Source organism: Roseomonas nitratireducens (assembly GCF_017813355.1).
GTDB lineage: Bacteria > Pseudomonadota > Alphaproteobacteria > Acetobacterales > Acetobacteraceae > Neoroseomonas > Neoroseomonas nitratireducens.
This window is the reverse complement of sequence record NZ_JAGIYZ010000019.1, coordinates 1-24,850: the sequence shown is the minus strand read 5'-3', so window position 1 is coordinate 24,850 and position 24,850 is coordinate 1. Positions and strand designations below refer to the sequence as shown.

The following is a 24,850-nucleotide window of genomic DNA, read 5'->3' as shown; positions in this document are numbered from 1 at the left end:
CGAGCACCCGGAGGCGTGAATCGCTTGCTCGAGCAAAACGCATGATCATCGGCATAGGCTCCGACGTCCTCGACATCCGCCGGCTCGAGCGGACGATCGAGAAGCATGGCGACCGCTTCATCGAGCGCATCTTCACGCCCGTGGAACGCGCCAAGGCCGAGCGGCGGACGGAACGGATTCGTACCGCCACCTACGCCAAGCGCTTCGCGGCGAAGGAAGCGGCGTCGAAGGCGCTGGGCACCGGCTTCCGCGCCGGCGTCTTCTGGCGGGACCTCGGCGTGGTGAACCTCCCTTCCGGCCAGCCGACGCTGCGGCTGACGGGCGGGGCGGCGGCGCGGCTCGCCGCCATCACGCCCCCCGGCCACCGGGCTGAGATCGCCCTGACGATGACGGACGAATTCCCCTACGCCCAGGCCATGGTTGTCATCACCGCGGTCCCGCTTCCTTGACAGCGCGGCCCCGCGCTGTTTTCCCTCGCCCGCCCGCGCCGACCGGTCGCGGCTGAACCCCCTCCCCAGGCCGTCGAAAAACCAGATCCATGGCGAAGAAGAAGACCGGCGGCTGGCTGGAAAGCATCAAGACGATCGTCTACGCGGCGCTGATCGCCGTCGGCATCCGCACGATCGCCTTCGAGCCCTTCAACATCCCCTCCGGGTCGATGATCCCGACGCTGCTGGTGGGGGACTACCTGTTCGTCTCGAAGTACTCCTACGGCTATTCGCGGCACTCGATGCCCTTCAGCCCGCATCTGTTCGACGGGCGCATCTTCGGCCGCCTGCCCGACCGCGGCGACGTGGCGGTGTTCAAGCTGCCGCGCGACGGGTCGACCGACTACATCAAGCGCATCATCGGCCTGCCCGGCGACCGCATCCAGGTCCGCGGCGGTATCCTCCACATCAATGGGGAGGCAGTGCGCCGCAGCGCGCTCGGCCCCTTCACGGTGGAAGGCGACGGGCCGCGCATCACCGTGCGCCGCTTCCTCGAGACGCTGCCCGGCGTGGCGGGCGCGGCCGGCGTGTCGCACCAGATCCTGGAAGCGACCGACGACGGCCCCTTCGACAACACCACCGAGTTCCGCGTGCCCGAAGGCCATGTCTTCGCGATGGGCGACAACCGGGACAACAGCCTCGACAGCCGCGCGATGAACGCGGTGGGCTTCATCCCGATCGAGAACCTGGTCGGCCGCGCGGAGTTCATCTTCTTCTCCGTCGACGGTTCCGCCGCCTGGTGGGAGGTCTGGGGCTGGCCCTTCGCCATCCGCTGGAGCCGGCTGTTCTCCGCCGTGCGATGAGCGGCATCGAGGACCGCCTCGGCCACGCCTTCGCCGATCCGGCGCTGCTGGGTCAGGCGCTGACCCATCGCAGCGCGGCCGATGCCCGCGGCGGGCAGCTCGATTCGAACGAGCGGCTGGAATTCCTCGGCGACCGCGTGCTCGGCCTGCTGATGGCCGAATGGCTGACCGAACGCTATCCGGAGGAGCGCGAGGGCAACCTCACGCGCCGCCTCTCCTCCCTCGTGGCGTGGGAGACGCTGGCGCGGGTGGGCGAGGCGATGGGCCTGGCCGAGGCGCTGCGCATCCCGCCCGGGGAGGAACGCGCGGGGCTGCGCGCGCGCCAGACCGTGCTGGCCGACGCGGTGGAAGCGCTGCTCGGCGCGGTCTATCGCGATGGCGGGCTGGACGCGGCGCGCGCCGTGGTGCGCCGGCACTGGGCGGCGCTGCTCGATGCCGCGCCGAAGCCGCCGGTCTCGGCCAAGAACCGGCTGCAGGAACACACGCTGGGGCGGGGGCTTGGCCTGCCCGAATACCGGCTCGTCTCCGCCGCCGGCCCGTCGCACGCGCCCTTCTTCGTCGTGGAGGTCACGGCCGAGGGGCGCAGCGCTGAGGGCAGCGGTGAGACGAAGCGCGCGGCGGAACTCGCCGCCGCGGAAGCCTGGCTTGCGGGGATATCGCCATGACGACGCGCTGCGGGCTGGTTGCCATCGTCGGCGCGCCGAACGCCGGCAAGTCCACCCTGGTCAACCGCATGGCCGGGACCAAGGTGACGATCGTCTCGCCCAAGCCGCAGACGACGCGCTTCCGCATCCGTGCCGTCATCATGCGCGACGCGGCGCAGATCATCCTGGTGGACACGCCGGGCATCTTCGCCCCGCGCCGACGGCTGGACCGCGCCATGGTCGCGGCCGCCTGGGGCGGGGCGCAGGATGCCGACCTCGCGCTGCTGGTGGTCGATGCGCGCGCCGGGCTGACGGACGCGGTGCGCAAGATCGTCGAGGGGCTGGCCAAGTCGCGCCGGCCGGTCTGGCTCGCGCTGAACAAGACCGACCTGATCCCGGCGCCGCGGCTGCTGCCGCTGACGGCGGAACTCAACGCGCTGCTGCCCTTCGCCGAGACCTTCATGATCTCGGCCGAGAAGGGGGATGGGATCGACCGGCTGGAAGCGTCGCTGGCCGCCGCCATGCCGCCCGGGCCCTATCTGTTTCCCGAGGACGACCTGACCGACCTGCCGAACCGGATGCTGGCGGCGGAGATCGTGCGCGAGCAGATCCTGCGCCAGACGCACCAGGAAGTGCCGCACCACGCCTCGGTCGAGACCGAGCAGTGGACCGAGAACGAGGACGGCTCGGTGCGCGTGGACTGCACCATCTACGTCTCCCGCGCCACGCAGAAGGCGATCCTGATCGGGGAGAAGGGCAGCCGCATCCGCGCCATCGGGCAGTCGGCGCGGATCGAGCTGACGAAGCTGCTGGACCGCACCGTGCACCTGTTCCTCAACGTGAAGGAACGGGAAGGCTGGGACGAGGAACGGGCGCGGATCCGGGCGATCGGGCTCGACGACGCGGGCTGAGCGGGCGCGGCGCTACAGCACTATCCGATCACACTGAACCAGTGTGATCGGATAGTGCTGTAGAATCAGAGGTTTCTAGAGCAAGAAATCCGATCAGCCGTTTCCGGCTGATGGGATATTGCTCTAGGCCGCGCGCCGCTGCGCCAGCCCCGCGATCACCGCGTTCACCGCCGCGCGCGTCGCCGCATCCTGGCGCAGCGTGCAGGCGACGCCATCCGCCGATCCGCGCACGATCCGCGCGGGCAGCGGCGCGCCGCCGGCGAAGCTGATCTCCACCTGCATCCCCGGCGCGGCGTCGATTCCCGGCGTCATGGCCGCGCCGCCGAAGGAGATGTCGGAGAGGCGCGCGGCATGCCTGCGCCCGCCGGGGAGGTGGATCTCGACCGGCAAGCCCTGGCCCGGCACGCGCTCATAGGCGCGGCGATCCTCGGCCTCCCGCATCGCGGCGAGGAAGCCGTCGAGTTCCGCCCGCAGGCTTTCCGCCTCCTGCCCGTTGCGCTCGGCGGCGGACAGCACGTCGCTGCCGAGCCCATGCGCCTGGTCGGCGAGATTGCCGAACTCGGCCATCGCTCCGCTCGCGGCCGATGTCGCTGCGGTGACGACCTGCGTCGATTCGGCGATCTCGCGCGTCGCCTTGCCCTGTTCCTCGACCGCGCCGGCGACCGAGGCGGCGATCGCCTCGACGCGCGCGACCGTCTGCCCGATGGCGGCGATGCCCTCGCAGGCGCGGCGCGTCGCTTCCTGCACGGCGGAGATGCGCGTGCCGATCTCGGCCGTCGCGGTGGCGGTCTGCGCGGCGAGCGCCTTCACCTCGCTTGCGACGACGGCGAAGCCCTTGCCGGCTTCCCCCGCGCGCGCGGCCTCGATGGTCGCGTTGAGCGCGAGCAGGTTGGTGCGCCCGGCGATGTCCTCGATCAGGCGCACGACGCCGCCGATCGCCTCGGCTTCCCCGGCCAGTCCAGCGACGAGTCGGTCGCTCTCCTGGGATTGCGCGACGGCCTGCGTCACGGCTTCCGTCGCCGCGCCGACCTGGCGGGCGATCTCCCCGGTGCTGGCGGCGAGCTCCTCGGTCGCGGCGGCGACGGAGGAGAGGTTGCGCGCCGCGCCCTCGGCCTCGGCGCCGGTTTCCTGGGCGCGGGCGCGGATGCGCGCGGCGGCGCCGGCCATGGCTTCGGCCACTTCCCGCATGCGGCCGGCGCTCTCGACGACGTTGCCCATCGCGCCGGACGCCGAGGCGCCGAATTCCTGCACATGCGCCTCCATCGCCGCGTGGCGCTGCGCGGAGGCGGCGCGCGCGGCCTCGGCCGCGGCTTCCAGTTCCCGCTTGTCGAGCGCGTCGCGGCGGAAGGTCTCGAGTGCCGCGGCCAGGCGGCCGATCTCGTCCGCGCGGCCGGCGCCTGCGATCGGATGGTCGAGGTCGCCGCCCGCCAGCGCCGTCGTGCTGCGCGTCACCGCGCCGAGCGGGCCGGCGATGCCGCGCGCGAGCAGCGTCGCGAAAAGCCCGACGAGCAGCCCTGCCAGCGCCGCCTCGCCAAGGGCAAAGAGCCAGATCTCCCGCTGCGCCGCGCGCAGGTCGTCCACGTAGATGCCCGTGCCCACCACCCAGCCCCATGGGGCGAAGCCGCGCACGAAGGAGAGCTTCTCGACCGGCTGCGCCGCCCCCGGGCGCGGCCACATGTAGCCGACGACGCCGCCCTCGGGGCGCGCGCGGACGGTGTCCACGAAGCCCTGGAACAGGCGGAAGCCGTTCGGGTCGGCGAAGGCGGAAAGGTCCTGGCCGTTCAGGTCCGGGCGGAAGGGGTGCATCACCATCCGCGGGCCCATGTCGTTCACCCAGACATATTCCTGGCCGCGGTAGCGTATGGCGGCCATGGCCTCGGCGGCGCGGCGCTTCGCCTCATCCTCCGTCGCCTGGCCGGCGGCGACGCGCGCCTGCTCGGCGGCGGCGATGGCGATGGCGCCGTCGACCACCGTGGCGAGCATGGCGGTGCGCTCGCGTTCCAGCTCGCCCGTGCGCGTCATCGCGTTCAGCGCGCCGACAAGGATCAGGCCGGCGAAGGCGATCGCGGTGATGAGGTGGATGCGCAGCGAGATGGGCAGGCGGGCGAGCATGAAGGGCCTCGTAATGGCGGCGGAGGCGCTAGACTGCTCGCCTCGGATTCAAGCAGTTGTGAACAGCGCGGACAGGTGGCCGCGAATTCATGCGATGAGGATGTGGAATGGAATGGCAGGCCCCCGCCATCGTGCTGGATGTCCGCCCCCACGGCGAAGGCGCCGCCGTCGTGTCGCTGCTGACCGAGGAACACGGCCGCCACGCCGGCCTCGCCAAGGGTGGCGCCTCGCGCGCCCAGGCCGGGCTGTGGCTGCCGGGCAACCTGATCGAGGCGCGCTGGATCGCCCGCCTGCCGGACCAGCTCGGCGCCTTGAGCGGGGAGATGGTGCACCCGGCCGCGGCGCTGGCGATGGAGGATCCGCTGGCGCTCGCGCTGCTGTCGTCGGCCTGCGCCATCGCCGCCGATGCGCTGCCGGAACGCGAGCCGCATCCGCGCGCCTTCCAGGCGCTGGTCTCCCTGATCGGGCATCTCGCCGGCGGGGCGGAGGGCGTGATGGCCGACTACGTGCGGTGGGAGGCGCTGGTGCTGGCCGAGCTCGGCTACGGGCTCGACCTGGCCGCCTGCGCCGTCACGGGGGTGACGGAGGGGCTGACCCATGTCTCCCCGCGCACGGGACGCGCGGTGAGCGCCGGGGCGGCCGCGCCCTATGCGGGGCGGCTGCTGGCGCTGCCGACCTTCATGCGGGATGGCAGCGGGGCGGGCGATCCGGCCGGTTGGGATGCCGGGCTGCGCCTGACGGGGCATTTCCTGGCGCGCGACGCCTTCGGGGCACGCCATCGCCCGGTGCCGGAAGCGCGGTTCAGGCTGGTCGACCGGATCGCGGCGCTTGTCCCCGGGACCGCGGCCCCGCCGCCCTGATGCCGCGAAGCCCCGTGCGGGTCAGCGCCCCCGGTCGGTCAGTGCAGCGTGCCGCGATACAGGATAAGGCCGATCCGGCCCGTGATGGCCGTTTCATAGGCGTCCTGGAAGGCGGGTTCCATCGCCTCCAGCGCGCCGGGGTCGAGCGGCCCGGCCTGCTGCACCGCGATCGGCCGCCAGCCGAGCCGTTCCAGCCCGCGCGTGACCACCGCTTCGGCCTGCGGGCCGGCCGGCGCGCGGGCAAAGCCCAGCAGGACCTGGCGCATGGCCTCGGGCCCGCCGGTTTCGGCCACCGCATCCGCCTTGACGATCCACACCTGCATCGACCTGCCCCTGGCTCTTCGACGGCACGAAGGCTAGACCCCAGCCCCTGAACGAAGTCCGAATCAAACCATGCCAATCGACAAGACGGAATCCCCCTCCGCCGGGGGCGAGCGCGAGACCCGTCTCGCGGACGCACTGTCAGAACGCTACCTGGCCTACGCCTTATCCACGATCACGGCACGTTCGTTGCCGGATGTGCGGGATGGGCTGAAGCCGGTCCATCGCCGGCTTCTCTGGGCCATGCACCAGCTGCGGCTGGACCCCGAGGCCGGGTTCAAGAAATGCGCCCGCATCGTCGGCGACGTGATGGGCAAGTACCATCCGCATGGCGACAGCAGCATCTACGAAGCCCTGGTCCGCCAGGCGCAGGATTTCGCCGCCCGCTACCCGCTGGTGGAAGGCCAGGGCAATTTCGGCAACATCGACGGCGATAACGCCGCGGCCATGCGCTACACGGAAGCGCGCCTGACCGAGGTCGCCCAGGCGATGCTGGACGGCATCGAGGAGAACGCGGTCGATTTCCGCGCCACCTACGATGGCGAGGAACGCGAGCCCGTCGTCCTGCCCGCCGCCTTCCCGAACCTGCTGGCGAACGGCGCGGCGGGCATCGCGGTCGGCATGGCGACCTCCATCCCGCCGCACAATGCGGGCGAGCTCTGCGACGCGGCACTCGCGCTGATCCGCGACCCGAACGCCGACCTGCTGGCCCATGTGCGCGGCCCGGACTTCCCGACCGGCGGCGTGCTGGTGGAACCGCCCGAGGCGATCCGCGAGGCCTACGAGACCGGCCGCGGCGGCTTCCGCGTGCGGGCCCGCTGGGAAAAGGAGCCGCTGAAGAACGGCACCTGGCAGATCGTGGTCACCGAGATCCCCTACCAGGTGCAGAAGGCGAAGCTCATCGAGCAGATCGCCCAGCTGCTGGAGGAGAAGAAGCTGCCGCTGCTCGGCGACGTGCGGGACGAGAGCACCGACGTCGTCCGCCTGGTGCTGGAACCCAAGTCCCGCATCGTCGAGCCCGCGGTGCTGATGGAGACGCTGTTCCGCGCCACCGCGCTCGAATCCCGCTTCCCGCTCAACATGAACGTGCTGGATGCCGAGCGCACGCCGCGCGTGATGTCGCTGCGGGAGGTGCTGCGGGCGTGGCTCGACCATCGCCACGTCGTGCTGGTGCGGCGGACGGAGCATCGCCTGGCCGCCATCGCCCGGCGGCTCGAGATCCTCGACGGCTACCTGATCGCCTATCTCAACCTCGATGAGGTGATCCGCATCATCCGCACCGAGGACGAGCCCAAGCCGGAGCTGATGAAGGCCTTCGGGCTGACCGACCTGCAGGCGGAATCGATCCTCAACATGCGCCTGCGCAGCCTGCGCAAGCTCGAGGAGATGGAGATCCGCAAGGAGCACAAGAAGCTCAGCGCGGAGCAGAAGCGGCTGCAGGGGCTGATGGGGTCGGACAGGAAGCGCTGGGACGCGATCGCCGAGGAGATCGCCGCGACGCGCGCGAAGTTCGGCGACGGCGCGCTGGGCAAGCGGCGCACGGAAACCGGCCGCCTGCTGCCCGCCGTGCTGGTGGACGAGACCGCCTTCGTCGAGCGCGAGCCGATCACCGTGATCCTGTCGGAGAAAGGCTGGATCCGCGCGCAGAAGGGGCACATCCCGCTCGACGGCGAGATCCGCTTCAAGGAAGGCGACAGCCTGCTGGTCGCGCTGCATGCCGAGACGACCGACCGCATCGTGGTCTTCGCCACCAACGGCAAGGCGTACACGCTGAAGGCCGACGCCATTCCGCGCGGGCGCGGCGACGGCCAGCCGGTGCGGCTGATCGTGGAACTGACGAACGAGGACGCGGTCGTCGCCATGTTCGTCCATCGCGACGGGCAGCGCTTCCTGGTCGCGGCGTCCGACGGCAAGGGCTTCATCGTCAAGGGCGAGGACCTGCTGGCGGAAAAGCGCACCGGCAAGCAGGTGCTGAACGTGGACCCGCCGACCGAGGCCGCGCTGTGCGTGCCCGCCGACGGCGACAGCGTCGCGGTGATCGGCGAGAACCGGAAGCTGCTGGTCTTCCCGATCGAGCAGGTGCCGGAGATGACGCGCGGCCGCGGCGTGCAGCTGCAGGCCTATCGCGACGGCGGGCTTTCCGACGCGAAGGTTTTTGTCCGTGCCGAGGGCCTGAGCTGGACGCTGGGCGGGCGGACGCGGACGGAGACGGACCTGCGCCCCTGGGCGGGCAACCGCGCCGGGGCGGGCAAGTCGCCGCCGAACGGCTTCCCGCGCGGCAATCGTTTCGAGTGAGGGCGCGGACGCCCGGGTGATGGTGTCCAGAGGCCTTTCGGCCTCTGGCGGGTGGTCCATGAGGGCGGCGCCCTAGCTGGTCCCGCCACGACGCTCGCCGCCCTGTCCGGTCGACCGCCGTCGTCCAGGGTGCCTCCCGCCGCGCGAGGGCCGCCGGCGGGCTTCGGAGCCACGCCCCGCACTGTGGGCTCGGCCTTCCGGCGATGGAGATCGCTGCCGGTCGCCCCCGCCCCCCAGGACTCGATCGCGTGGTGCGCTGAAGCACTTCGGCGCCCGTCCGGGCCTGTCATGGTCGAACCGAACCGTCGCCGTGACGATGAAGGAGATGCCGGATGGGCTGGTGGGAAGCGCGTTCGTCCCGATGGGAATGCTGCGTGGTCGCGCAGATGGGCGGTGCGGCCGTGCTCGGCGGCGGGGTCTTCTTCCTGCAATGGCGTTCGCCGGACGTGCCGGTGAAGCCGGTCTTCATCGCCATCGCGGGCGGGGCCGGCGTCGGGGGCAGCATCGGCAGCGCGGTCGGCATTCCGTATGCGGATGTCGTCCGCCAGCTGATCAACCCGAACTTCCATCCGCCGACCGACAGCTACGGCTGGTCGGCCATGGACGGCACCTGTTCCTGCCGGGACCTGCAGCGATCCTCCTTCAGCATCGTCTCCGCCGGCGCCTCGGCCATCGTCGTCGGAGCGCAGGTGGCGTCGCTGGAATTCAACGATGTCGGGATCTTCTCGACGCGCTTCCTCTGCCGGACGCGCATCACCATCCCGCCCAACCTGCCGAGCTTCGGCCGCGCGCTCTATGAGGCGCCGCAGATCCAGGGCGGGCTCGGCGCCGGTGCCTTCGCCTTCACCGGCATCGCCGTCTATATCGGCGCCAGCTGAAGGCGCGGGCGTTCAGCCCGCGCGCACCAGCACGTGGCGCTTCCGCCCGGCCGAAAGCTTCGCCGCACCGTCGCGCAGGTCGGCGGCGGTCACGCTCAGCGCCACGTCGCTGACGACCGCGTCGTTCAGCCGCAGCCCGTTCTGCGCGATCAGCCGCCGCGCCTCGCCCTTGCTCCCGGCGAGGCCCGCCTGCACGGCGAGGTCGACGAAGGGCGCGGGCAGCGTGGCGGTGATGCTGGGCAGCGTCTCCGCCGCCGCCCCTTCCTCGAAGGCACGCCGCGCCGTCTCGGCCGCTTCCTCGGCCGCCGCGCGGCCATGCAGCAGCGCGGTCGCCTCGGTCGCCAGCACCTTCTTCGCCTCGTTCACCTCGGCGCCGGCCAGCGCGCCGAGGCGGCGGACCTCCTCCATCGGCAATTCGGTGAACAGGGCGAGGAAGCGGCCCACATCCGCATCCTCCGTGTTCCGCCAGAACTGCCAGTAGTCATAGGGGCCGAGCCGGTCCGGGTTCAGCCACACCGCGCCGGCGGCCGTCTTGCCCATCTTGGCGCCGGAGGCGGTGGTCAGCAGCGGCGTCGTCAGCACATGCGCATGCCCGCCCGCCATGCGGCGGATGAGTTCCGCCCCCATGACGATGTTCCCCCACTGGTCGGACCCGCCCATCTGCAGCACGGCGCCGTGGCGGCGGTGCAGTTCCAGGAAGTCGTAGGATTGCAGCAGCATGTAGTTGAACTCGAGGAAGCTCAGCGAATGCTCGCGTTCCAGCCGCAGCTTCACGCTGTCCATGGTCAGCATGCGGTTCACGCTGAAATGCCGGCCCACGTCGCGCAGGAAGGGGATGTAGCGGAGTTCGTCGAGCCATTCGGCGTTGTCGAGCATCATCGCGCCCGACTTGAAGTCGAGCAGCGCCTCGAAGGTGCGGCGGATGCCGACCTTGTTCGCCTCGATGATCTCCTCGGTCAGCAGCTGCCGCGCCTCGTCCTTGCCGGACGGGTCGCCCACCTTGGTGGTGCCGCCGCCGATCAGCGCGATGGGGCGCCCGCCGGTCTTCTGCAGCAGGCGCAGCAGCATGGTCGGCAGCAGGTGGCCCACATGCAGGCTGTCGGCCGTGCAGTCGTAGCCGATATAGGCGACGAGCCCGCCCTTGTTCAGCGCGGCGTCCAGCTCCGCCTCGTCCGAGGTCTGGTGGACATAGCCGCGTTCCTTGGCAATGCGCAGGAAGTCGCTGTTCGGGCCGCTCATGGTGACGTGATCTCGTTCCGTGGCATCCGGGCGCTCGCCCGACGGGACCGGCGGGCTATCACGCCGGACGCGGGGGGGAAAGCATTGTCCAGCGCGACGCGGGTCCGTAACGTCTGTCCCCGGTCACCTGGGATGCGAACATGACGGGTAGCAGCGCGGATACGGGACAAGCCGGCGGATGGCGCGTCGTGGATCTGGACGGGAAGACCGTCAGGCACATGGCTTCGCTCCCGACGCCGCTGCCGTTCTCGATCGTTCCCGGCACCATCGTGTCGGTCAACATCAACGAGTTGTTGATGCTGGTGGACATCCGGTTCACCTGGGACGCGGGTTCCAGCACCTGGGTGCAGGTTGGTCAAATGGTGCGTCTTGCAGAACCGCCGAATGAACCGGACATCTGGGAGGTCCGCCGTCACTGGCTCAGGCATTTCGGCTGGCTCTAGCGGGGTGGCCTGACAGACCCGTCATCTGGCTCTATGCCTGCCGAATGCTGAGAACCATCGGGCTCATGAGCGGCACCTCGCTGGACGGGGTGGACGCGGCCTATCTCGAGACGGACGGGGAGACGATCGGGCGGATCGGCCCGCGGCTGACCCTGCCCTACGACCCGAAGCTGCGGCGCCAGCTGCGCGCCCTGCTGGACCGGGCCGAGACCCTGGCGGCGAACGATCCCGATCTGCTCGACGCCGTGAAGCGCATCACCGACCGCCATGCCGAGGCGGTGGAGGCGCTCGGCCTGGAGGCGGACCTCATCGGCTTCCACGGCCAGACCATCCTGCACCGCCCGCCCGTGGCGGGGCGCAACGTCGCGCCCTTCACCTGGCAGGTGGGGGATGCGACGGAACTCGCGCGGCGGACGGGCATGACCGTCGCCTATGATTTCCGCTCGGCCGATGTCGCCGCCGGCGGGCAGGGCGCGCCGCTCGTGCCGGTCTTCCATCGCGCGCTGTCCCAGCCGCTGCCCAAGCCGCTCGCCATCCTCAACCTGGGGGGCGTCGCGAACGTCACCTGGCTGGGGGAGGGCGGGGAGATGCTCGCCTTCGACACCGGCCCCGCCAACGGGCCGCTCGACGACTGGGCGCGCAAGCACACGGGCAAGGATTACGACGCGGCGGGCAAGCTCGCCCTGGCGGGCCAGGCGGATGGGGCGGTGCTGGGGCGGCTGATGGCGCATCCCTATTTGTCCGCGCCGCCGCCGAAATCGCTCGACCGGCTGGATTTTGACCGGGCGCTGAAGGAAGCGGGCGCGGCGGAGCTTTCGGCGGCGGATGGCGCGGCGACGCTGTGCGCCTTCTGCGCCGTCTGCGTCGCGGCCGCGGCCAGGCTGTTCCCCGACCCGCCGCTGCAATGGCTGGTCGCCGGCGGCGGGCGGCGCAACCCGGCGCTGATGCGCGCCCTGGCCGGTGCGCTGGAGGAACCGGTGCGCCCGGTGGAGGTCGCGGGCTGGGACGGGGATGCGCTGGAAGCGCAGGCCTTCGGGCTGCTCGCGGTGCGCGTCGCGCGCGGCCTGCCCATCACCTTCCCCGGCACGACCGGCGCGCCGCGGCCGCTGCCGGGCGGGCGGATCGTGGGATCGCTGCTGTAGCCCGCATCTCCTGCTAGGCTGCGGGGATCACGGAGGGGCGATCCTTGGCCTGGTCATTCGCCATCGGCAGCGTGCGCGGAACGGTCATCCGCATCCATGTCACCTTCTTCCTGCTGCTCGCCTGGATCGGCGCGATGCACGCCATGCGCGGTGGTCTCGCCGAGGCGGTGGCGGGGATCGTCTTCGTCGCCCTCGTCTTCGGCTGCGTCGTGCTGCATGAACTCGGCCACGCCGCGGCGGCCAGGCGCTACGGCATCGCGACGCCGGACATCACGCTGCTGCCGATCGGCGGCGTCGCGCGGCTGGAATCCATCCCCGAGGAGCCCTGGCGCGAAGTGTTCATCGCGCTGGCCGGCCCGGCGGTGAATGTCGGGATCTGCCTGCTGATCGCCCTGCTGCTCGGCGGCGTGCCGGGGCCGGAGGAAGGGCTGGAGGTGGAGGACCCGACCGCGGGCTTCCTGCCGCGCCTGTTCTGGGTGAATGCCTTCCTGGTGCTGTTCAACCTGCTGCCGGCCTTCCCGATGGATGGCGGGCGGGTGCTGCGCGCGCTTCTCGCGCTGCGCATGGGCCATGCCGATGCGACCGAGGCCGCGGCGCGAGTGGGGCAGGGGATCGCCTTCCTGCTCGGCCTCGCGGGCCTCTTCGGCGCGCCGCTGCTGATCTTCATCGCGCTGTTCGTCTATCTCGGCGCGGCGGGGGAAGCGGCCGAGGCCGGCTTCCGCGCCGCGACGCGCGGCCTGACGGCGGAAGACGCGATGGAGACGCGCTTCGAGGCGCTGCCGCCGACCGCCGATGTCGGCGCGGCCGCCGAGGCGCTGCTGCGCACGCCGCAGCAGGATTTCCCCGTCGTGGACGGCGCGGGGCGGCTGATGGGCCTGCTGACGCGCGATGCCATCATCCACGCGCTGCGTGCCGCCGGGCCCGCGACGCGGGTCGCGGATGCGATGGCGCCGGTGCCGCGCGTGGCCCCCGGCGCGCCGTTGAACGAGGCGGTGAAGGGTCTCTCCGGCGCGCCCGCCGTGGCCGTGGAGGATGGCGCCGGGCGCCTGGTGGGGCTGCTGACGGCGGCGAATGTGGCGGATCTGGTGGCCCTTCGGGCGTGAGGAGAAGGGGCCTTCTCGCCCCCCCCGCCCTTCACAATGCGGGCAACCCCCGCCCCAACCGCTCCAGGATCCGCGCCCCCAGCGGATGCGGTTCCACGCAGGGCCGGCGCGGATGCACCGCGCCGATCCCCGCCCGCTTGGCGAAGAACGGCTTGCCGTAGGCGGCGAAGTGCTCGGCCGTGCGCGGCATCATCATGAAGGTCGCGATCGGCAGGATGCTCCGGTGCAGCGCCTCGGCCTCCTCCTCCCGCCCTTCATCCATCAGGGTCCAGATGCGGGCCTGCACGTCGGCGACGTCGGGGGCCGGGATCATGCCCGCGCAGCCGATGCGGTGCGTGTCCGTCAGTTCGAGCCCGGCCAGCCCGTTGAAGATCGCGAAGGCGCCCTCGGTCTCCTCGATCAGGCGCTGCACATAGAGGATCGGGCCTTCGCCCTTCATCATCCGGAAGTGCGGATGGGCGCGGTTGAGCGTGCGCAGCGCGCCCGTCGACAGCGCGACATCCATCATCGAGGGATTGTTCTGCGGCCCGCAGGGGATGGAGACCGCCTCGGCCAGCGCGCCCATGAAGCGCAGCAGCGCGGCCTCGTTCATCCCGGCGATCTGCGGCGGCTGCAGGATCAGCCAGGCGGCGCCGCCCGCTTCCGCCGCGCGCGCCACCTCTCGCGCCGCGGCGACGCCGGCCTCGTTCACCGTGACGGCGACGGGCAGGCGCCCGGCCACGTCCTCGAGCACCCAGTCGATCAGCATGCGGCGCTCGACGAGCGTCAGCTTGTGGAACTCGGTCACCAGGCCGAGCAGCGCGATGCCGTGCGCGCCGCCGCGGATGCAGGCTTCGACTTGCGCCTTCATGGCAGCACGGTCGAGCCGCTCCTCGGCATCGAAGAAGGCGTAGAGGATGGGCCAGACGCCGCGCATTTTCATGATCCCTCAGACGGCGGGCGGCCCGCATCCGCGGGCCTTGCCTTCGCGCCGTGGACTGTCGCGCCGGGGGCGGCGGTTGGTCTGGGCGCGGTCGCGCTTTGCGCTCGCGGATCGCGGTGGGCCGCGATCCGATTTGCTTGGCCCTCGGATGGCGGGCGGGTCCCATCCGCGGGCCTTGCCTTCGCGCCGTGGACTGTCGCGCCGGGGGCGGCTGTTGGTCTGGGCGCGGTCGCGCTTTGCGCTCGCGGATCGCGGTGGGCCGCGATCCGATTTCGCTGGCCCTCAAGCGGCGGGCGGGCCGTATCCGCGGGCCTTGCCTTCGCGCCTGGGGCGGTGGTCGGTCTGGGCGCGGTCGCGCTTCGCGCTCGCGGATCGCGGCGGCGCCGCGATCCGATGGCTCGTCCCGCAGCGCGCACCATCCGCCTCACTCCCGCCAGGGATGCTGCGCCCACAGCGCCTCGTAGCGCGCCTTCAGCGCCTCCAGCTCCGCGCGATACGGCGCGGGGGCCAGGAAGCGCAGCGGCAGGTTCTGCTGGCGCGCGATCGCCTGGAATTCCGCATCCTCCACCGTGCGGCGCACGGACAGGGCAAGCCGTTCCAGCACCTCGGCCGGCATTCCCGCGGGGGCAGCCATGCCGCGCATGGACCCCTCCACCACGTCGATGCCCATCTCCTTCAGCGTCGGCACCTCGGCCGCCGGTTCCCAGCGCGTCGCACCCATCTGCGCGAGCGGCCGCAGCACGCCCTGCCGCCATTCCGCGATGCCCTCGGCCATGTTCATCACGGCCAGCGGGATCGCCCGCGACAGCAGGTTCTGCTTCACCTGCGACGACCCTGCGAAGGGGATGTGCAGGAATTCCGTGCGCGTCGCGCGCTGGATCGCCAGCACCGCCAGGTGGTCGTCCGACCCGATCCCCGTCGTGCCGTAGCCGATCGTCCCGGGCTGCGCGCGTGCCGCGGCCAGCAAGCCCTGCAGGTCGCGGATCGGGCTGTCGGCCAGCACCCACATCCCGCCCGGATCGTCCACGATGTTCGCGATCAGCGCGAAGTCGTCGAGCTTGAACCGCGCCCGCCGCTCGATCGGGATGGTCACGATGGTGGGCGTGTTGATGAAGCCGATCGTGTAGCCGTCCGGCCGCGCGCGGGCGAGTTCCGAGAAGCCGATCTCGCCCCCCGCGCCCGGCCGGTTCAGCACCACCACGGGCTGGCCGAGATCCTTTTCCATGAAGCGCGCGATGGTCCGCGCGGCGAGGTCCGTGCCCCCGCCGGCGGCGAAGGCGACGACCATGGTGATCTGCCGGTCCGGCCGCCAGCCGGCGCCCTGCGCGCGGGCCAGCGTGGGGGCGGCGAGGGCGGCGGCCAGCGCCGTTCTGCGCGTGATGCTCAAGGGGCTTCCTCCGGGCGATGTTGCGCGCAGGATGCACGGGCGACGCGCGCCGTGCCAGGGCGGCGGCGGACCGTCGAATGTGTGATCTGGATCAATGCGTGACATCGCACGCATGGGCATCCTGCGACCCGGTTCCCGTGAAGTGTCGCTTGCCAAGGCTGGCGCGAAAGGTTCCCCCCCGCGTCGCGCCGCCCAAAGAAAAAGGGCCGCCGGATCGCCCGGCGGCCCCTGGCCTGGTCGGATCGTGATGCCGCTCAGTCGGCCGCGAGCGACATCCGGCCGCGGTTGAGCACGCCCATGACGTGGTCTTCGGCCGCGTCCACGACCTTTTCCGTCTGCTCGGGCGTATAGACATGCCCCGCGCCCGGCATCACGCGGTAGTCGATGGTGATGCCCTTCTGCGTGTTCAGCTTGTCGACCAGCTTGCGCACGGACGGCTCGGGCACGAGTTCGTCGTCCGCGCCGTGGAAGATCAGCCCGTTGCAGGGGCAGGGCGCGAGGAAGCCGAAATCGTAGTGCGAGGCCGGCGCGCTGATGGAGATGAAGCCGCCCATTTCCGGCCGGCGCATCAGCACCTGCATCCCGACATAGGCGCCGAAGGAATAGCCCGCGACCCACAGCATGGACGCGTTGGGGTTCACGGCCTGGAGGAAGTCGAGCCCGGAACAGGCATCCGCCACTTCGCCGATGCCGCCGTCGTAGCGGCCCTGGCTGCGGCCGACGCCGCGATAATTGAAGCGCAGGGTCGAGAAGCCCATCGCCTGGAAGCGCTGGAACAGCGAATAGGTGACCCGGTTGTTCATGGTCCCGCCATGCAGCGGGTGCGGGTGCAGGATCAGCGCCACAGGGGCATTCTGGCGCTTCGAGTGGTGATAGCGCCCTTCGAGCCGGCCATCCGGCCCGGCGAACATGACCTCGGGCATCGTGCGTTCAGTTCCAATGCGCTTTGCCGCTGGTCGCGCGCGGCAAGCCCGCCCCGAAGGGCCTGAGCCAGCCTGCGCGGCGACCCGCCGCGGTTTGGGGAACCTCGCATCATCGGCTTGCGCCGCCATGGACCACGGCCCGATCGGGGGGCGAATTCTTGACCCCGCCGGTCGACAATCATACCGTTGCCCCGCAACGCACCTGCGGGGCGCAATGGCACCGAACAAAACTGGCCTTGCTGTCGTCCATGGTGCCCCAGGGGAGGTTCCCGTGTCCCGGGGCGGCGCCAATATACTTAGCCGACCTCCAGATTCATAACAGAATCACGACAGCGGCATCATGTCGGGAAGTGTCAGCAGCATTGCAGGGATAGCGGGGTAGCCCATGCGTTTGTCCACCCGGGGTCGCTACGCGGTCATGGCCATGGTGGAAATGGCGGCGCGCGAGGCACGCGGCGAATGCGCCACCGATGGCCGCCCCGTCACGCTGGGCGACATCGCGGCCGCCCAGCACCTGTCCGTCGCGTATCTGGAACAATTGTTCGGCCGCCTGCGCCGCGCCGGCCTCGTCGCCTCCGCCCGCGGTCCGGGCGGCGGCTACCGCCTGGCCCGCCCGGCGGCCGAGATCCCGATCGCCGAGGTGGTCGAGGCCGCCGACGAGCCCATCGTCGCCACCCGCTGCGAGGATGGCGGGCCGGGCTGCCTCGCCGGCCATCGCTGCCTGACCCACGACCTCTGGGCCGAGCTCGGCGCCCAGATCCGCCTGTTCCTGGCCGGCATGACGCTTGCCGACGTCGTCGACGGCCGCATCATGGGCCGCGCCTGCCCCCCGGGCCCGGCGCAGGAGGACGCCCCGCCAGCCCAGGCGGCGGCCCAGTAGCGCCCATGCCGGCGCTGGACCTCGACGCCAACGCGACCGAACCGCTCCGGCCCCTCGCACGCGCCGCCCTGCTCGCCGCGCTCGACCTGCCGGGCAACCCGTCCTCGGTCCATGCCGCCGGCCGCGCCGCGCGGCGGGTGCTGGAGGATGCCCGCGCCGCCATCGCCGCCCGCTTCGGCGCCAGGCCCCAGCACCTGGTCTTCACCTCCGGCGGCACCGAGGCGAACACGCTGGCCATCCGCGGCCTGTCCGCCGGGCGGCGCATCCTGGTGGGCGCGACCGAGCACCCCTGCGTCCTGCGCGCGGCCGAGGGCGCGGCGACGCTCCCCGTCCTGCCCGACGGCACGCTCGACCTCGCGGCGCTCGAAGCGGCGCTTGCCGGCCAGCCCCCGGCGCTGGTCTGCCTGATGGCGGCCAATAACGAGACCGGCGTGCTGCACCCCATCGAGGCCGCCGCCACGCTCTGCCGCGCCCATGGCGCCCTGCTGCATGTCGACGCCGTCCAGGCCGCGGGGCGCGTCCCGCTCGGCCTCGCGCCCGCCGACAGCATCGCGCTTTCGGCCCACAAGATGGGCGGGCCCAAGGGGGCGGGGGCGCTGCTGCTGCGCCCGGGGCTCGACCCGGCGCCGCTGATCGCCGGCGGCGGGCAGGAACGCGGGCGGCGAGGAGGCACGGAACCGCTGCCCGCCATCGCCGGCTTCGCCGCCGCCGCGCCCGATCCCACCGAGCCCGGGCGCCTCGCCGCCATCCGCGACGCGATCGAGGCCCGCATCGCCGCCATCGCCCCGGAAGCCCGCTTCCCCGGCCGCACGGCGCCGCGCCTGCCCAACACGACCTCGATCCTGCTGCCAGGCGTCCCCGCCGAAACCCAGGTCATCGCGCTCGACCTCGCGGGGGTGCGCGTTTCGGCCGGGGCGGCCTGCTCCTCGGGCAAGGTCGGCGCCTCACACGTGCTGGCAGCGATGGGGCTCGGCGCCGACGCGGCCTGCGCGATCCGCGTCTCCCTGCCGTGGAATGCGCCGGAGGATGCGGCGGAACGCTTCGTCGCGGCCTGGGCGGCATTGCGGGCGCGACGCGCGGCGTAAGGGTCAGGGGGCGAGGGAACTCGCCCCCCGACACCCCCCACTCCTTCTTTTGTCAGTCAAAAGGCCGGTGCGGGGGCCATCACGAAGCGCCGTCACGCCGCATAGATCGGGCGCGCCTCGGCCAGGATGCGACGACGCCGGATCGGGTTGCGGCTGGCCTCGATCGCGGCACGCTCCACCAGATCCACGCGGCGGCCGAACAACGCCTCGAGCTCAGCATGCAGGTCGGCGAAGCCCGCGAGATCGTCATGCACGGCAGGCGCCAGCGTCACCAGCAGATCGAGGTCGCTGCGCGCCGGCACGAAATCCGTCCCGCGCGCGGCTGACCCGAAGACATCAAGCCGCGCCACCCCGAACCGCCGGCACAGCGCGGCCAGCGCATCGCGCTTGGCATCAAACTCGGCGGGAAGGGAGTTTGGCGACATGGGCGAGACGATAGCACGGGCGGCATCGGCGTCAGGGGGCGAGGGAACTCGCCCCCCGACACCCCCAACTCCTTTCCTTGCCAGTCAGAAGGGCGCGACCCTTGCGGCGATCCTTGCCGCGATCCTTGCAAAATGAAAACATTCCTAGTATGGTCGCTGCCAGCGGCACCCGCCGCCCCGCTCCTTGAAACCGTGCATCCGTCCCAGCCACGCCAGCCAGCCCGGTGCGCCGGGAATTTGTCCGAAACCAACACCACCCGCCGGATGGGCAATTTGTCCGAAACCGGCACGCACCGCCCCGGCCGGGCAATTTGTCCGAAACAAGCAATCCCGCCATGCCGGCCGCGACCCTCCCGCCGGCGCCCCATCCGGCCCATCTTCGCTCCATGAGCGCGACGCCGAACCGACCCATCTACCTCGATTGCCACGCCACCACGCCCGTGGACCCGCGCGTGCTCGCCGCCATGCGCCCCTGGTGGGAGGAGAACTTCGCCAACCCCGCCAGCATCGAGCACGCCATGGGCCGCGCGGCGGAAGAAGCGGTCGAGGAAGCCCGCGGCCACGTCGCCGGGCTGATCGGCGCCGACGCGAAGGAGATCATCCTCACCTCGGGTGCCACGGAGGCGAACAACCTCGCCATCAAGGGCGCCGCCCGCTTCGCGGCCAGCCAGGGCAGCGACCGCCGCCGCGTCGTCACCTTCGCCACCGAGCACAAATGCGTCCTGGAATCCGTCCGCGACCTGGCCGCGGAAGGCTTCGAGCCCGTCATCCTGCCGGTCGACGGCGACGGCCGTGCCGACCTCGACGCGCTGCGCGCCGCCGTCGACGACCGCACGCTGCTCGTCTCCGCCATGGCGGTGAACAACGAGATCGGCGTCATCCAGGACCTCGCGGCGATCGGCGCCATCGCCAAGGAAGCCGGCGCGCTGTTCCACACCGACGCCGCCCAGGCCGCCGGCCGCATCCCGCTGGATGTGGAGGAGATCCGCGCCGACCTCCTCTCGCTGTCCGGTCACAAGGTCTATGGGCCGAAGGGGATCGGCGCGCTCTATGTCCGCCGCCGCCCGCGTGTCCGCCTCGCCCCGCTGTTCTCGGGCGGCGGGCAGGAAAGGGGGCTGCGCTCGGGCACGCTGCCGGCGCCGCTCGTCGTCGGCTTCGGGGAAGCCTGCCGGGTCGCGGCGATCGAGGGGCTGCTCGATGCCGGGCGCATCGCCGGCCAGCGCGACCGCTTCCTCGCCGCGCTGTCCGCCGCCGTGCCGGGCCTCGCCGTCAACGCGCCGGGAGCCGACAAGGTCTCGGGCAATCTCAGCCTGGTCTTCCCCGGCGGCGTCGCGGCGCAGGCGGTCATTGCAGCCGCGCCGATGGTCTGCGTCTCGACCGGCTCGGCCTGTTCCTCGGCCGAGGTCGAGCCCTCCTACGTGCTGCGCGCCATCGGCCTGGACGAATCCAGGGCGCGGGCCACCTTGCGGATCGGCATCGGACGCTTTACCTCGCCCGCCGATGTCGACCAGGCCGCCGCGATGCTCGCGGACGCCTGGGCGAAGGCTTCTTCCGGAACAAGCAGGGCGGCGGAGTAGACATGCCGAAGATGGTGTTCGTCGGGCGCGACGGTTCGCGCAGGGAAGTGGATGCGCCGCTGGGCCTCTCGGTGCTCGAGATCGCGCACCGCCACGGCGTGGATATCGAGGGCGCCTGCGAGGGCTCGCTCGCCTGCTCCACCTGCCACGTGATCGTGGACGGCGCCTGGTTCGCCAAGCTCGCCAAGCCGACCGAGGACGAGGAAGACATGCTCGACCTCGCCTTCGACCTGCAGGAGACCTCCCGCCTCGGCTGCCAGATCATCATGACCGATGCGCTGGACGGCCTGGTGGTGAAGCTGCCGGCCGGCAGCCGCAACGCGGGCGGCTGACGCCATGGTCGCGCCGCGTTGGGAGACCGACTTCGGCGCGGAAGGCGGCCTGTTCCGCCGCCTGCGCGCCGCCTCGGCCGACGCGTGGAGCGGCTACACCTGGCATCCCTTCGTCCGCCGCCTGTCGGATGGCACGCTGCCGCTGCCGGCCTTCCGCACCTACCTGATCCAGGACTACCTGTTCCTGATCCACTTCGCCCGCGCGAAGGCCTTCGCGGTGGTGAAGGGCGAAAGCCTCGCCGCGATGCGGGAGAAGGCGGCCGCGGTGCTGGCCATCCTCGACGAGACGAAGCTCCACCTGAAATACTGCGCCGAGTGGGGGCTGTCCGAGCAGGATGTGGTCGCGACGCCGGAGAGTGCCGAGACCGTCTCCTACACCCGCTGGGTGCTCGACCGCGGCCTGTTCGGGGACATCCTTGACCTGGAAGTCGCACTCGCCCCCTGCACGGTCGGCTACGGCGAAGTGGCGCTGCGCATCCTCGCCGACCCCGCCCGCCGCGCAGACGCCAACCCCTACCAGTCCTGGATCGATACCTACGCGGCCGAGGAATACCAGGCGATGGCGCGCGCCGCCGCGGCGCGGATCGACGCGCTCGGCGTCTCCCACGGCGGCGAGGCCCGCTTCGCGCGGCTCGCGGCCGACTTCGCCGAGGCCGCGCGGCTCGAGCAACGCTTCTGGCAGCAGGGGCTGGACGCCGCGCCATGAGGATCCTCGTCGCCATGTCGGGCGGCGTCGATTCCAGCGTGGTCGCGGGCCTGCTGGCCGAGGAAGGCCACGAGGTCGTCGGCGCCACGCTGCAGCTGTACGACCATGGCGCGGCGATCCAGAAGAAGGGCGCCTGCTGCGCCGGCCAGGACATCCACGACGCGCGCGACGTGGCCGATCGCCTGGGCATCCCGCACTACGTGCTGGACCGGGAGCAGGTGTTCCGCCGCGAGGTGATCGGCGACTTCGCCGACAGCTACGCCCGCGGCGAGACGCCGATCCCCTGCATCCGCTGCAACCAGACGGTGAAGTTCCGCGACCTCGTCGCGCTTGCCCGCGACCTGGGCTGCGAGGCGCTGGCGACCGGCCACTACGCCCGCCGCGTGGAAGGCGCGAACGGCGCCGAGCTGCACCGCGCCGCCGACCCTGCGCGCGACCAGTCCTACTTCCTCGCCGCCACCACGCGGGACCAGCTGGCCTTCGCGCGCTTCCCCCTCGGCGGCTACGCGGACAAGGCCGCGGTGCGCGCTGTCGCCGCGCGGCTTGGCCTGAGGGTGGCGGACAAGCCCGACAGCCAGGACATCTGCTTCGTCCCCGAGGGCCGCTACGACGACCTCGTGGCCAAGCTGCGGCCCGAGGCGACGGCGCCGGGCGAACTCGTCCACGCCGATGGCCGCGTGCTTGGCACCCATCGCGGCATCGCGCGCTACACGGTGGGCCAGGGCAGGGGCCTGGGCGAGGCATCCTGGGATGGCGACGAGCGGCTGTATGTCGCCGGCGTCGATGCCGGCAAGCGCCGCATCGTCGTCGCCCCGCGCGGGTCGCTCGAGACGGGCGAGGCGGTGGCCGGCGAGATGAACTGGCTGATCGATCCGCCCGCCGCGCCGCTGCGCTGCCAGGCCAAGCTCCGCGCGCGGGAAGCCCCGCGGGATGCGACCGTGACGTGGGATGCGGCGGCCGGTCTTGCGCGCATCGCGCTGGATGTCCCGGGAATCGTGGCGCCCGGCCAGGCCTGCGTGCTGTATGATGGCGACCGCGTGCTGGGCGGGGGCTTCCTGCGCGGCCGCGGATCGGTTGACACGGGGCGGGCCGCGGCCTAACTCGCGGCCCTCGCGTTGGCGGCGTAGCTCAGCTGGTTAGAGCACGGCACTCATAATGCCGGGGTCGGCGGTTCAAGTCCGCCCGCCGCTACCACGCCTTCCGCCACCGGTCCCGGGTTCCGGCATGACGGCCCGCGCGGCGCACGACAGGCCAGCGGACCCCGATCGCCCCGCCCGTTACGCGAAGCGCGCGCCATGCGCCTGCGCCACCCTTACGGATCAGCATGTGGTTCCGCCGATCGCGACTGCCGCCTGACCTGCGCGACGCGCTGCGCGCCGCCGAGCGCGCCGCCCGTCCGCCGCTGCATCGCCGCGTCGCCGCGCGTCTCCGCGCCGTCGGGCGCATGCCGCTGCTCGCCTGGATCGTGCTCGCGGGCCTGCTTGGCTTCGCCGGCTGGAAGGCCGGCCTTGTGGGCGATGGCGCTTCCGTCGCCGGCCCGTCCACGCCGCGGCCGGTCGCCCGCATCACCGTCCGCGCCAGCGCGGTGGATGGCGATACGCTCGCCGCGGGCGCGGACCGCCTGCGCATCAACGGCATCGACGCGCCGGAGATGGCGCAATCCTGCGAGCGCGCCGGCGCCGCCTATCCCTGCGGGCGGCTGGCGCGGGACGCGATGGCGTCGATCCTCGGGCGCGGCATGGTCGATTGCGAGATCCTCGGCGCCGACCAGTATGGCCGTCGCATCGCCCGCTGCCGCAACGAGGCCGGGCAGGACATCGCGGCGGAACTCGTCCGCCAGGGCTGGGCCATCGCCTTCCGCCGCTTCAGCCTGGACTATGTCGGGCAGGAGGACGAGGCGCGCCGCGCCCGGCGCGGCATCTGGGACGGCCGCTTCGAGGAGCCGGACGCCTACCGCGCCCGGATCCGGTCCGGCGCCGCGCACTGACGGGATGGGCGCGGAGGCGGCCCCCCGCCGCCCCCGCGCATCGCGGCACCGCCCACCGGATTCCCCGGCTGGCAGCGCCGCGCTTCAGCGCCGCAGCCGCGCGCGCAGAAGGTCGATCACGCCCGGGTCGTAGGCGGCCGCGCCGCCGCGCCCCTCGGCGCGGGCGAACTCGGCCAGGGCGGCGCGCACCGCCGGCCCGTCCACCCCGTCGACCGGCTGGTTCCACCGCCCGAGCCGCGCGAGCGCGGACTGGACGAAGCGCACCAGCGCCCGGTCGACCGGGGCGACCGCCCCGCGCGCCGTTTCGGCCTGCACCCGGGCCAGGGCGCGGCGCGCCTCGGCCGGCGGCACGCGTGGCTGCAGCGCGGCGCGGTAGCGCGCCACGCCCGGCACGCCGCGGCGTTCCGCAAGGGTGAGCCGCGCGAGAGCCTCGGCGGGCGCCTGCGCGGTACCCTCGCCGGCGATCTGCAGCAGGGCGAGGGCGAAATGCGCCTCCGCCTGGCCACGCTCCGCGGCGCGCTGGAACCACACGGCGGCCCAGGCGGGTTCCCGCGGCGTGCCGCTGCCTTCTTCCAGCAGCCGGCCGAGCCGGTACTGCGCCTGCGACTGGCCCTGATGCGCCGCGCGGTTGAGCCAGGATGCGGCGGAAGCGCGGTCCTCGTCGTCATCGGCTTCCGCCAGCAGGCCGGTCGCCAGCAGCAACTGGGCCTCGGGATCGCCGAGCCGCGCGGCGCGCTCGACCAGGGCAGCCGCCTCGGCGGTGTCGGGCCTCTGCCCGGCGGGTGGGTTGAGCCGGCGCAGCGCTTCCTGGTGCAGCGCGGCGCCCTGGGCCAGGTCGCTGGCGGCGGGTGCCGCCGGCATCGCGCTCGGCAGGGGCTGCGGCGCGGTGGAGGTCAGGTTGCCGCAGCCCGCGAGCGCCAGGATCAAGGCCAGCGCCGCCGGCGGGGTCAGGCGAATCATGCATCGTCTCCGGTGGTGACGGGGCGGTCCGGCCCCGTTGGCGCCCGGCGCTGGCCGGGCGTGGTTCGCTTCGTATCTGGCTTATGCGCCGTCGCGGACCCTTCGAGGGGTCCGCGGTCCGGCTGGCCGTGCCGGGCCTCGCCCTGCCTCAGATGGTCCGGCCAGGCGGGCCCGCCTGGCCGGAGGTCGCCTCAGCGGCGGAGGCCGCCGCGATCGTCGCCGGCCGGATCATCCGCACCACGCCCGCGGGCGGCCGTGCGCATACCGCCCCGGTCGTCGCCGGCCACGTCATCCGCGCTGCGCCCACGGCCGCTGGCACGCTGGCCGCCGCGGTCGTCGCCGGCCACGTCATCCGCGCCGCGCCCACGCCCGCCGACGCGCTGGCCGCCGCGGTCGTCGCCGGCCACGTCATCCGCGCCGCGCCCAC

Annotated in this window: 26 protein-coding genes and 1 tRNA gene; 19 read left to right on the top strand and 8 right to left on the bottom strand. The window is 72.3% G+C overall.

All coding sequences use genetic code 11. The features are described 5' to 3' along the window. Window positions 1–41: 41 nt before the first annotated feature. The 4 genes from acpS (at window position 42) to era (ending at window position 2,846) form a co-directional block, all read left to right on the top strand. A complete protein-coding gene (gene acpS / locus J5Y09_RS17915) occupies window positions 42–449 on the top strand; it encodes a holo-ACP synthase (RefSeq protein ID WP_209353196.1) in 408 nt (135 codons plus the stop codon). Between the two features lie 89 nt (window positions 450–538). Continuing rightward, on the top strand, window positions 539–1,291 hold the full coding sequence (gene lepB / locus J5Y09_RS17910; protein WP_209353195.1) for a signal peptidase I: 753 nt from the start codon (window positions 539–541) through the stop codon (window positions 1,289–1,291). Beyond that, window positions 1,288–1,956, top strand: coding sequence for a ribonuclease III (rnc, locus tag J5Y09_RS17905; protein WP_209353194.1), 669 nt, complete (start codon window positions 1,288–1,290; stop codon window positions 1,954–1,956). Before lepB ends, rnc begins: the two co-directional genes overlap by 4 nt. Then, window positions 1,953–2,846: a GTPase Era gene (era, locus tag J5Y09_RS17900; protein WP_209353193.1), complete on the top strand. Its 894-nt coding sequence runs from the start codon at window positions 1,953–1,955 to the stop codon at window positions 2,844–2,846. Before rnc ends, era begins: the two co-directional genes overlap by 4 nt. A gap of 123 nt (window positions 2,847–2,969) precedes the next feature. Here era and J5Y09_RS17895 read toward each other — a convergent pair whose 3' ends face one another. Beyond that, on the bottom strand, window positions 2,970–4,958 hold the full coding sequence (locus J5Y09_RS17895; RefSeq protein WP_209353192.1) for a cache domain-containing protein: 1,989 nt from the start codon (window positions 4,956–4,958) through the stop codon (window positions 2,970–2,972). A 107-nt stretch (window positions 4,959–5,065) separates the two neighbouring features. Here J5Y09_RS17895 and recO point away from each other — a divergent pair, with 107 nt between their 5' ends. After that, window positions 5,066–5,818, top strand: coding sequence for a DNA repair protein RecO (gene recO, locus J5Y09_RS17890; protein ID WP_209353191.1), 753 nt, complete (start codon window positions 5,066–5,068; stop codon window positions 5,816–5,818). A gap of 38 nt (window positions 5,819–5,856) precedes the next feature. On the opposite strand, the gene J5Y09_RS17885 is transcribed toward recO, so the two are convergent. Continuing rightward, entirely contained in the window at window positions 5,857–6,141 is a 285-nt protein-coding gene (locus tag J5Y09_RS17885; protein ID WP_209353190.1) for a hypothetical protein, read from the bottom strand. A 70-nt stretch (window positions 6,142–6,211) separates the two neighbouring features. Here J5Y09_RS17885 and parC point away from each other — a divergent pair, with 70 nt between their 5' ends. After that, window positions 6,212–8,434 (top strand): DNA topoisomerase IV subunit A, encoded by a 2,223-nt coding sequence (parC, locus tag J5Y09_RS17880; protein WP_209353189.1) that lies wholly within the window; start codon window positions 6,212–6,214, stop codon window positions 8,432–8,434. Between the two features lie 332 nt (window positions 8,435–8,766). Further along, window positions 8,767–9,312 (top strand): hypothetical protein, encoded by a 546-nt coding sequence (locus J5Y09_RS17875; RefSeq protein WP_209353188.1) that lies wholly within the window; start codon window positions 8,767–8,769, stop codon window positions 9,310–9,312. 12 nt (window positions 9,313–9,324) lie between these two features. Here J5Y09_RS17875 and tyrS read toward each other — a convergent pair whose 3' ends face one another. Beyond that, window positions 9,325–10,551 (bottom strand): tyrosine--tRNA ligase, encoded by a 1,227-nt coding sequence (gene tyrS, locus J5Y09_RS17870; protein WP_209353187.1) that lies wholly within the window; start codon window positions 10,549–10,551, stop codon window positions 9,325–9,327. Between the two features lie 140 nt (window positions 10,552–10,691). Here tyrS and J5Y09_RS17865 point away from each other — a divergent pair, with 140 nt between their 5' ends. The 3 genes from J5Y09_RS17865 to J5Y09_RS17855 are packed head-to-tail and all read left to right on the top strand — an operon-like array spanning window position 10,692 to window position 13,239. Then, the gene (locus tag J5Y09_RS17865; protein WP_209353186.1) at window positions 10,692–10,994 is read left to right on the top strand and encodes a hypothetical protein; all 303 of its coding nucleotides are present in this window, start codon (window positions 10,692–10,694) and stop codon (window positions 10,992–10,994) included. A 47-nt stretch (window positions 10,995–11,041) separates the two neighbouring features. Further along, window positions 11,042–12,136 (top strand): anhydro-N-acetylmuramic acid kinase, encoded by a 1,095-nt coding sequence (locus J5Y09_RS17860; protein ID WP_209353276.1) that lies wholly within the window; start codon window positions 11,042–11,044, stop codon window positions 12,134–12,136. A gap of 44 nt (window positions 12,137–12,180) precedes the next feature. Next, window positions 12,181–13,239 (top strand): site-2 protease family protein, encoded by a 1,059-nt coding sequence (locus tag J5Y09_RS17855; protein WP_209353185.1) that lies wholly within the window; start codon window positions 12,181–12,183, stop codon window positions 13,237–13,239. A 31-nt stretch (window positions 13,240–13,270) separates the two neighbouring features. Here the strand turns inward: J5Y09_RS17855 and J5Y09_RS17850 are convergent, their stop codons facing one another. The 3 genes from J5Y09_RS17850 to J5Y09_RS17840 form a co-directional block, all read right to left on the bottom strand. After that, window positions 13,271–14,155, bottom strand: a complete 885-nt coding sequence (locus tag J5Y09_RS17850; RefSeq protein WP_209353184.1) for a dihydrodipicolinate synthase family protein — start codon at window positions 14,153–14,155, stop codon at window positions 13,271–13,273. A 430-nt stretch (window positions 14,156–14,585) separates the two neighbouring features. After that, window positions 14,586–15,548 carry a tripartite tricarboxylate transporter substrate binding protein gene (locus tag J5Y09_RS17845; RefSeq protein ID WP_209353183.1) on the bottom strand — a complete coding sequence of 321 codons (963 nt, stop codon included), beginning with the start codon at window positions 15,546–15,548 and terminating at the stop codon, window positions 14,586–14,588. A gap of 254 nt (window positions 15,549–15,802) precedes the next feature. Continuing rightward, complete coding sequence (locus tag J5Y09_RS17840) at window positions 15,803–16,471, bottom strand: alpha/beta hydrolase (protein WP_209353182.1); 669 nt, start codon at window positions 16,469–16,471, stop codon at window positions 15,803–15,805. 385 nt (window positions 16,472–16,856) lie between these two features. Between J5Y09_RS17840 and J5Y09_RS17835 the strand changes: the two genes are divergently transcribed. Both J5Y09_RS17835 and J5Y09_RS17830 read left to right on the top strand, forming a co-directional pair. Beyond that, the gene (locus J5Y09_RS17835) at window positions 16,857–17,351 is read left to right on the top strand and encodes an Rrf2 family transcriptional regulator (protein WP_209353181.1); all 495 of its coding nucleotides are present in this window, start codon (window positions 16,857–16,859) and stop codon (window positions 17,349–17,351) included. Between the two features lie 5 nt (window positions 17,352–17,356). Next, entirely contained in the window at window positions 17,357–18,436 is a 1,080-nt protein-coding gene (locus J5Y09_RS17830) for a cysteine desulfurase family protein (RefSeq protein WP_209353180.1), read from the top strand. Between the two features lie 92 nt (window positions 18,437–18,528). Here J5Y09_RS17830 and J5Y09_RS17825 read toward each other — a convergent pair whose 3' ends face one another. Next, a complete protein-coding gene (locus tag J5Y09_RS17825; RefSeq protein ID WP_209353179.1) occupies window positions 18,529–18,861 on the bottom strand; it encodes a nucleotidyltransferase family protein in 333 nt (110 codons plus the stop codon). 386 nt (window positions 18,862–19,247) lie between these two features. Here J5Y09_RS17825 and J5Y09_RS17820 point away from each other — a divergent pair, with 386 nt between their 5' ends. From J5Y09_RS17820 to J5Y09_RS17795, 6 genes are all read left to right on the top strand, one after another. Next, window positions 19,248–20,438 carry a cysteine desulfurase family protein gene (locus J5Y09_RS17820; RefSeq protein ID WP_209353178.1) on the top strand — a complete coding sequence of 397 codons (1,191 nt, stop codon included), beginning with the start codon at window positions 19,248–19,250 and terminating at the stop codon, window positions 20,436–20,438. Window positions 20,439–20,440: 2 nt separating this feature from the next. Beyond that, window positions 20,441–20,770: a ferredoxin family 2Fe-2S iron-sulfur cluster binding protein gene (locus tag J5Y09_RS17815; protein ID WP_209353177.1), complete on the top strand. Its 330-nt coding sequence runs from the start codon at window positions 20,441–20,443 to the stop codon at window positions 20,768–20,770. Window positions 20,771–20,774: 4 nt separating this feature from the next. Further along, the gene (locus tag J5Y09_RS17810; protein ID WP_209353176.1) at window positions 20,775–21,476 is read left to right on the top strand and encodes a TenA family protein; all 702 of its coding nucleotides are present in this window, start codon (window positions 20,775–20,777) and stop codon (window positions 21,474–21,476) included. Then, a complete protein-coding gene (gene mnmA, locus J5Y09_RS17805; protein ID WP_209353175.1) occupies window positions 21,473–22,576 on the top strand; it encodes a tRNA 2-thiouridine(34) synthase MnmA in 1,104 nt (367 codons plus the stop codon). Before J5Y09_RS17810 ends, mnmA begins: the two co-directional genes overlap by 4 nt. A 17-nt stretch (window positions 22,577–22,593) precedes the next feature. After that, window positions 22,594–22,670 (top strand) — tRNA-Met (locus J5Y09_RS17800). A gap of 130 nt (window positions 22,671–22,800) precedes the next feature. Beyond that, entirely contained in the window at window positions 22,801–23,463 is a 663-nt protein-coding gene (locus tag J5Y09_RS17795) for a thermonuclease family protein (RefSeq protein WP_209353174.1), read from the top strand. A gap of 84 nt (window positions 23,464–23,547) precedes the next feature. Here J5Y09_RS17795 and J5Y09_RS17790 read toward each other — a convergent pair whose 3' ends face one another. After that, complete coding sequence (locus J5Y09_RS17790; RefSeq protein WP_209353173.1) at window positions 23,548–24,423, bottom strand: SEL1-like repeat protein; 876 nt, start codon at window positions 24,421–24,423, stop codon at window positions 23,548–23,550. A gap of 83 nt (window positions 24,424–24,506) precedes the next feature. Between J5Y09_RS17790 and J5Y09_RS17785 the strand changes: the two genes are divergently transcribed. Continuing rightward, window positions 24,507–24,850, top strand: a 344-nt coding sequence (locus J5Y09_RS17785; RefSeq protein ID WP_209353172.1) for a hypothetical protein, incomplete at its 3' end; no start/stop codon positions are given.

Excerpts from the sequence above, each read along its gene's own strand:
- acpS (WP_209353196.1), top strand. The coding sequence starts at position 42 with ATGATCATCGGCATAGGCTCCGACGTCCTCGACATCCGCCGGCTCGAG.
- lepB (WP_209353195.1), top strand. The coding sequence starts at position 539 with ATGGCGAAGAAGAAGACCGGCGGCTGGCTGGAAAGCATCAAGACGATC.
- rnc (WP_209353194.1), top strand. The coding sequence starts at position 1,288 with ATGAGCGGCATCGAGGACCGCCTCGGCCACGCCTTCGCCGATCCGGCG.
- era (WP_209353193.1), top strand. The coding sequence starts at position 1,953 with ATGACGACGCGCTGCGGGCTGGTTGCCATCGTCGGCGCGCCGAACGCC.
- J5Y09_RS17895 (WP_209353192.1), bottom strand. The coding sequence starts at position 4,958 with ATGCTCGCCCGCCTGCCCATCTCGCTGCGCATCCACCTCATCACCGCG.
- recO (WP_209353191.1), top strand. The coding sequence starts at position 5,066 with ATGGAATGGCAGGCCCCCGCCATCGTGCTGGATGTCCGCCCCCACGGC.
- J5Y09_RS17885 (WP_209353190.1), bottom strand. The coding sequence starts at position 6,141 with ATGCAGGTGTGGATCGTCAAGGCGGATGCGGTGGCCGAAACCGGCGGG.
- parC (WP_209353189.1), top strand. The coding sequence starts at position 6,212 with ATGCCAATCGACAAGACGGAATCCCCCTCCGCCGGGGGCGAGCGCGAG.
- J5Y09_RS17875 (WP_209353188.1), top strand. The coding sequence starts at position 8,767 with ATGGGCTGGTGGGAAGCGCGTTCGTCCCGATGGGAATGCTGCGTGGTC.
- tyrS (WP_209353187.1), bottom strand. The coding sequence starts at position 10,551 with ATGAGCGGCCCGAACAGCGACTTCCTGCGCATTGCCAAGGAACGCGGC.
- J5Y09_RS17865 (WP_209353186.1), top strand. The coding sequence starts at position 10,692 with ATGACGGGTAGCAGCGCGGATACGGGACAAGCCGGCGGATGGCGCGTC.
- J5Y09_RS17850 (WP_209353184.1), bottom strand. The coding sequence starts at position 14,155 with ATGCGCGGCGTCTGGCCCATCCTCTACGCCTTCTTCGATGCCGAGGAG.
- J5Y09_RS17840 (WP_209353182.1), bottom strand. The coding sequence starts at position 16,471 with ATGCCCGAGGTCATGTTCGCCGGGCCGGATGGCCGGCTCGAAGGGCGC.
- J5Y09_RS17835 (WP_209353181.1), top strand. The coding sequence starts at position 16,857 with ATGCGTTTGTCCACCCGGGGTCGCTACGCGGTCATGGCCATGGTGGAA.
- J5Y09_RS17830 (WP_209353180.1), top strand. The coding sequence starts at position 17,357 with ATGCCGGCGCTGGACCTCGACGCCAACGCGACCGAACCGCTCCGGCCC.
- J5Y09_RS17825 (WP_209353179.1), bottom strand. The coding sequence starts at position 18,861 with ATGTCGCCAAACTCCCTTCCCGCCGAGTTTGATGCCAAGCGCGATGCG.
- J5Y09_RS17820 (WP_209353178.1), top strand. The coding sequence starts at position 19,248 with ATGAGCGCGACGCCGAACCGACCCATCTACCTCGATTGCCACGCCACC.
- J5Y09_RS17815 (WP_209353177.1), top strand. The coding sequence starts at position 20,441 with ATGCCGAAGATGGTGTTCGTCGGGCGCGACGGTTCGCGCAGGGAAGTG.
- J5Y09_RS17810 (WP_209353176.1), top strand. The coding sequence starts at position 20,775 with ATGGTCGCGCCGCGTTGGGAGACCGACTTCGGCGCGGAAGGCGGCCTG.
- mnmA (WP_209353175.1), top strand. The coding sequence starts at position 21,473 with ATGAGGATCCTCGTCGCCATGTCGGGCGGCGTCGATTCCAGCGTGGTC.
- J5Y09_RS17795 (WP_209353174.1), top strand. The coding sequence starts at position 22,801 with ATGTGGTTCCGCCGATCGCGACTGCCGCCTGACCTGCGCGACGCGCTG.
- J5Y09_RS17790 (WP_209353173.1), bottom strand. The coding sequence starts at position 24,423 with ATGATTCGCCTGACCCCGCCGGCGGCGCTGGCCTTGATCCTGGCGCTC.